At 70.7% G+C, this 5,706-nt stretch carries 4 protein-coding genes, 1 tRNA gene and 2 pseudogenes; 2 read left to right on the top strand and 5 right to left on the bottom strand.

The genetic code is table 11. The features are described 5' to 3' along the window. From D7X12_RS38630 to D7X12_RS45310, 5 genes and pseudogenes are all read right to left on the bottom strand, one after another. Positions 1-756 (bottom strand): ABC transporter permease (locus D7X12_RS38630; RefSeq protein ID WP_341868267.1); only part of this gene is annotated, 756 nt, incomplete at its 3' end. Between the two features lie 32 nt (positions 757-788). Then, positions 789-1,778 (bottom strand): ABC transporter ATP-binding protein, encoded by a 990-nt coding sequence (locus tag D7X12_RS38635; protein ID WP_120630166.1) that lies wholly within the window; start codon positions 1,776-1,778, stop codon positions 789-791. Between the two features lie 14 nt (positions 1,779-1,792). Next, on the bottom strand, positions 1,793-2,677 hold the full coding sequence (cyoE, locus tag D7X12_RS38640; RefSeq protein ID WP_120630167.1) for a heme o synthase: 885 nt from the start codon (positions 2,675-2,677) through the stop codon (positions 1,793-1,795). A 229-nt stretch (positions 2,678-2,906) separates the two neighbouring features. Then, positions 2,907-4,598 (bottom strand): tetratricopeptide repeat protein, encoded by a 1,692-nt coding sequence (locus D7X12_RS38645; protein ID WP_244225038.1) that lies wholly within the window; start codon positions 4,596-4,598, stop codon positions 2,907-2,909. Positions 4,599-4,851: 253 nt separating this feature from the next. Further along, a pseudogene (locus D7X12_RS45310) lies at positions 4,852-5,088 on the bottom strand (tetratricopeptide repeat protein); the annotation flags it as partial. 219 nt (positions 5,089-5,307) lie between these two features. On the opposite strand from D7X12_RS45310, the gene D7X12_RS38650 reads away from it, so the two are divergent. Beyond that, a tRNA-Ala gene (locus D7X12_RS38650) sits at positions 5,308-5,383 on the top strand. 105 nt (positions 5,384-5,488) lie between these two features. Then, positions 5,489-5,706 (top strand): annotated as a pseudogene (locus tag D7X12_RS38655) (DUF2760 domain-containing protein); the annotation flags it as partial.

Consider the following 5,706-nt stretch of genomic DNA (forward strand, 5'->3'; position numbering starts at 1 on the left):
CGCCGAGCCCACCGCCAGCGACGCCTGCGCCCCGTACAGCGCGCGGCGCACGCCCTCGACGGAGAAGCGCATCGGGTTGAGCAGCATCACCCACGACAGCACCGGCCCCGCGCCCTTCACCGGGAACATCGCCCCGGAGAGCACCCACATGGGCAGCATCACCAGGCTCATCACCGCGTGGTAGCCCGCGCTCGAGCGCACCCACCACGCGAGCGCCATCCCCATCCCCGTGAGCGCCAGCGCCGACAGCACCATCACCGCCGCGAGCAGCGGATAGTCCACCGCCCGCACGTCCACGCCCGCCAGGGGCGCGAAGAGCAGGAACAGCGAGGCCTGCATCAGCGCGATGGTGGAGGAACCCAGCGCCTTGCCCAGCACCACCGCCAGCCGCGACCCCGGCCCCGCCAGCACCGCCTGGAGGAAGCCCTCCTTGCGGTCCTCGATGACGGTGATGGTCGCGAAGATGGCGCTGAAGAGCACCACCATCGTGACGACCCCCGGGAAGAAGAACTGCTGGTAGCCCAGCCCCTGCGCGCCCTCCACGCGGAACGAGCCCGCGAACCCCGAGCCGATGACGAACCAGAACAGGATGGGCTGCGCCAGCGCGCCCACCACCCGGCTGGGCTGACGGAAGAAGCGCACCACGTCGCGCACGAGCAGCACCCGCACGGTGGCCCACTGCAGCGCGAGCGTGCCCGGCTCCCGGCGCGGAGCCGGCGCGGACTCCACGGGCGCCGCCACCCCTGGAGCTTCCATCGACGTCGGAACAGGAACGGGGACGTGGGTGCTCATCGGCGTTTCCTCGGCGCGGGCACGGGCGCGGGGGCATCCGCGCCCAACGCCTTGCCGGTGAGCTGGAGGAACACGTCCGCCAGCGTGGGTCGGCGCAGCGACACGGAGGCGAACCGTCCCGGCGGGAAGGCCTCCACCAGCCGCGGCACCAGCGCATGTCCTTGCGCGGCCTCCACCTGCACGCGCCCCTCCACCACCTTCGCCGCAAGCCCCAGCCGCTCCGTCACCTGCTCGGCCAGCGCCTCCGGTTCGGGGCCTTCCAGCGTGAGGATGTCGCCGCCCATGCGCGAGGCCAGCGCCCGGGGCGTGTCACACGCCACCAGCTTCCCGCCGTCCAGCACCGCCAGCCGGTCACACCCTTCCGCCTCATCCGCGCGGTGCGTGGTGAGCAGGACGGTGATGCCCTGCGCGTCGCGCAGCCGCTTGAGGTGCGTCCAGAACGTGCGGAAGGCCGCCTCGTCCAGGCCCTGCGTGGGTTCGTCCATCAGCACCACGCGCGGCTGGTGCACCAGCGCCCGCGCCAGCTCCAGCCGCCTGCGCATGCCGCCCGACCAGGTGCCCACCTTCTCGTCGCCCCGGTCCAACAGGCCGATGAGCGACAGCATCGTCTCCACGCGCGCCTTCGCGTCCGCGCCGGTGAGGCCGTACAGCCGGGCCCCCAGCAGCAGGTTCTCCCGCGCGGTGAGCAGGTCATCCAGGCTGCCGCGCTGGAAGATGACGCCCATCTGGCGGCGCAGCGCCGGGTCGCTCAAGGACAGCACCCGGCCGGCGAAGTGCACCTGCCCCGCGTCCGGCGCGAGCAGCCCGGCGAGCAGCTGGAAGGTGGTGGACTTGCCCGCGCCGTTGGGCCCCAGGAGCCCCAGGATTTCGCCCGGCTGCACGGACAGCGACAGCCCGTCCAGGGCGGTGCGCGCACCGAAGCGGCGGGTGAGCCCCTCGATGCGCAGGAGCGGCGGGGGCGGAGTGGGAACCGAGGTGTCAGGCATGGGCACGAAGGGCCCTAGCCACGCGGAACGCGGTCCAGCGTCAGCGCGGCGAACAGGCCGGTGAGATACACGAGCGAAAAGATGAACGTCTGGCGCGCCCAGGGCTTCCCCAGGTGCTTGAAGAACCCCCACGCGCCCAGCGCGAGGAAGGCCAGCCCCAGCACCACCGCCGCCGCCAGGTACCACGTGCCGGCGATGTGCAGTTGGAAGGGCAGGAGCGTCATCGGCACCAGCGCCACCAGGTAGAGCACCACCTGCGCGCGGCTGGACTCGTCACCGCGCTCCAGCGGCACCGACTTGAGGCCCGCGGCCGCGTACTCCTCCTTGCGGAACAGCGCGATGGCGATGAAGTGCGGCATCTGCCAGAGGAACATGATGGCGAACAGCGCGAAGCCGCCCGCGTCCACCGCGTCCGTCACCGCCGTCCAGCCCATCAGCGGCGGCAGCGCGCCCGGGATGGCGCCCACCAGCATCGCCGCGGACGTGCGCGCCTTCAGCGGCGTGTAGGCCAGCACGTAGCTCAGGAGCGCGATGAGCCCCAGCACGCCGGTCAGCAGGTTGGCCCCCAGCACCAGCGCCGGCAGCGACACCGCCGCCAGCGACAGGCCGAACCACAGCGCCGTGGAGGGGTCCATGCGCCCGGCGGGCAGCGGCCGGTTGCGCGTGCGCGCCATGAACTGGTCGCTGTGGCGCTCCAGGTAGCAGTTGAACGCGTTCGCCGCGCCCACCGTCCCCGCCGTCGCCAGCAGCGTCACCAGCGCCCGCACGGGCCCCAGCGGGCCCGGCGCCAGGTACAGGCCGCCCGCCGCGGTGATGAGCACCAGCAGGGACAGCCGCGGCTTGGTGAGGGAGATCAGGTCGGACGCGGTGGTCGACAGAGACAGGGCACGCGCGCTCACGCAGACTCCAACAGGTGGCCCCGGCGCGCTGTCACTTCCGGCCGGGGGACGTGGGGTGGCCCCTCCCATACCGTCACCCGGCAGGGGTGGCAAGGCGGATACCCCCCCGCCACATCAGCCTGCCTTGTCGCCCCCCGTCGAAAACCCGTCAAAAACGAAGCGCCGCGGGCCCGGGGTGGGGCTCGCGGCGCGGGGGACGGCAGGGGTCAGCAGCGGGTTACATAGGGATTCAAAGGCCCGCGAGCCGCTGCGCGTCGGTGAAGTGCTCGCCCTTGGGCTCGCGCCTCACGTACTCCGCCGCCAGCGTGCGGACCTTGGCCGTCTGCTTGGGGTCCTTGGAGAGCAGCGAGGCGTAGAAGTAGTACACCGGGGTGTAGTTCTCGTCGACGCTGAGCGCGCGCTGGTAGGTCTCATCCGCCTTCGCCATGTCACCCTTGCCCTGGTAGACGCGGCCCAGCTCGGTGAGCGCCATGGCGGAGCGGTCCGACTGACCGACGAACTCCAGGTTGGCCTTCTCCAGCTGCTCCTTCGCCTTGTCCCACTCCGAGCGCTCCCGGTAGATGGCGCCCATGGCGAGGCGGGCCTCGGGGTTCTTCGCCTTCGGGTCCTTCACCGCGCGCTGGTACTGCGCCAGCGCGTCGTCCAGCTTGCCCTGGCGGCGGTAGGCGTTGCCCAGCATCACCACCAGCTTGGGGCTCTCGCCCATCGTCTTGAGCGCGGTGTTGAGAGCCTCGGAGGCCTCCTTCTCGCCGCCCGGCTTGCCCATGAGGGCCTTGGCCAGCTCGACGTGGAACTGGGCGCGGCTGGCGTCCATCTTGATGGCCTTGCGGATCTCCTCGGCGGCCAGGTCGAAGTTGCCCTCGGCCAGCAGGCGCCGGCCCTTGATGAGGTTCAGCTCCGGGTTCTGCTTGTCGAGCGCGAAGCCGGTCTCCTCCGCCTTGGTGACCTCGCCCCTCGCCTTGGCCGGATCCACCGGCACGCCCGTCGCCTCGGACAGCTTCTGCTGCACGTCCGGCTTCAGGTTGGGCATGGCCAGCGACACGCGGGCGATGAGCAGCGAGCGCGCGAGCTGCGCGGCGGCGAGCTGCCGCGGGCTGGGCGGCGGATCCACCTCCAGCAGCTTCTTGATCATCTGGTTCACGAGCCCGTAGTTGGGCTCGTCCTGCTCCAGCATCAGCAGCGAGCGGCCCAGCAGCGACTCCGGGTGGTCCTTCTCGTAGCGCAGCGCGAAGTCGTAATTCTTCCAGGCGGTGTTGTCCTGGCCCAGCCGGCGGTACACGGCGCCCAGGCCCGCGTAGACGCGCGGGTCGTCCGGCGCCAGCGCCTGCGCGCGCTCCAGGCTGTCACGCGCACGCTCCAGGTCACCCGCGTTCATCTGGATGAGGCCCAGCGTGAGGTACAGGAGCGAGGACGCCTTGCCCTTCTCGTTCAGGTCCTTGACCTGCGTCTCCAGCTCCGTGAGGGCTTCCTTGCCCTTGCCACTGTAGGTCTTCACCAGGGCCTGCGCCGCGATGAGGTGGCTGGAGAGTTCCTGGGTCTTCTGGGCCGCCGCCAGGTGCTCCTCGGCCTGCCGGCGCGCGTCGTCGCCGCCGCCGTGCTCACCCCAGCGGATGGCGTAGGCGTACGCGAGGTAGCCGTGGGCCGCGGTGGAATCCGGATCCACCTCCAGCGCCAGGTCCGCCGCCTCGCACGCCTTCTTGTAGCTGACGAACGAGTCGTGCTTGAGCTGCTCGGTGGCGACGTCCAGGTTCTTCTTCAGCTCCCGGCCGCGCTTCTTCGCCTGCGCCGAGTACCAGCCGTAGCCACCCGCGAACAGCGGGATGAGCAGCAGCAGCACCAGCGACAGCGTCTTGCTGCGGTTGCCACCGGAGGCGGGCTTGCGGCGCGCCGGCTCGTCGTCGTCCTCCTCCACCTCTTCCACCACCACCTGCGGGCGGCGGAGGGGCCACGGGCGCGAGCACCGGCGTGGGCGCCGCCGGGCGCGGGATCTCCACCTTGTACTGCTGCAGGAGCGTGACGGTCTCCGGATCACCCGGGTCCGCCTGGTACGCCTTGAGGAGGCTGGCGCGGCCGTTCTCCGCCTCGCCGCCCTTGATGAGGAGCACGCCCGCCATGCGCAGCGCGGCCTTGTCCTCGGGCTGGACCTGGAGGGCCCCCTGGACTTCCTCCAGGGCCTTCTTGTCCTTGTTCTGCGCCGCGTAGACGCGGGCGAGCAGCAGGCGGGGGTCGGCGGCGGTCGGATGGGCCTTCACGCCCTTCTTGCAGACGACCATCGCCTCCATGAAGCGCCCCAGGTCGAGGTACGCCTCCGCCAGGGGCTTGTACGCATCTGACGAGGGATCGGAAGCGAACGAATGCTCAAGCTTCGCGAGCTCGGTGGGGCTCAACGTCTTCGATGGGGAGGTGGACATGAACCAGAAGGGGGGCCCGGAGGAGACCGGCCGGGAAGGATGCGATACTGGAAGCGGTTTTTATGGCATCCGCTGCGCGGCACGTCAATCGCAGGGTTGTGGGTGGAAATGACGTGCTTGACAGCCGGATGGGGCTCCGGTACTAGCCCCATCACTTCGCCGGTCCCAACACCGGCGGGGCGCAAGCAGGCAGTCGTAGTCCGTCTGGAGTCCCTTTGTGGGGGCGTAGCTCAGTTGGGAGAGCGTCGCGTTCGCAATGCGAAGGTCGTCGGTTCGATCCCGTCCGCCTCCACCATGAAGAACCGAAGGGCCTCACGGGAAACCGTGAGGCCCTTTGCATTTCCGGCACTTCGGGTCGTTGCTGAATTGCAAAGGCTTCGGGCTTTGTTATCCGGGGCCGATGACCGACCCGTCCGCCTCCCTGTCGTTCTTCGCCCGCTTCTGGCTCGCCTGGCTGTGCTTCTGGCGCTGCCTCGTGTCCCGCGAGTTCGCGCAGGCCGTGTTGCCGACCTCCCGCGCCTACGATGCCGGTCAGCTCAAGGAGCTTCCGGCCGGAGCCGCGGCGCCCCCGCCGCCCACGAAGGTGCCCGCCGTCCAGGCCCCCGTGGTGCCGGCGGC

Source organism: Corallococcus sicarius (assembly GCF_003611735.1).
In the GTDB taxonomy this organism is placed as follows: Bacteria; Myxococcota; Myxococcia; order Myxococcales; family Myxococcaceae; genus Corallococcus; species Corallococcus sicarius.

Excerpts from the sequence above, each read along its gene's own strand:
- D7X12_RS38635 (WP_120630166.1), bottom strand. The coding sequence starts at position 1,778 with ATGCCTGACACCTCGGTTCCCACTCCGCCCCCGCCGCTCCTGCGCATC.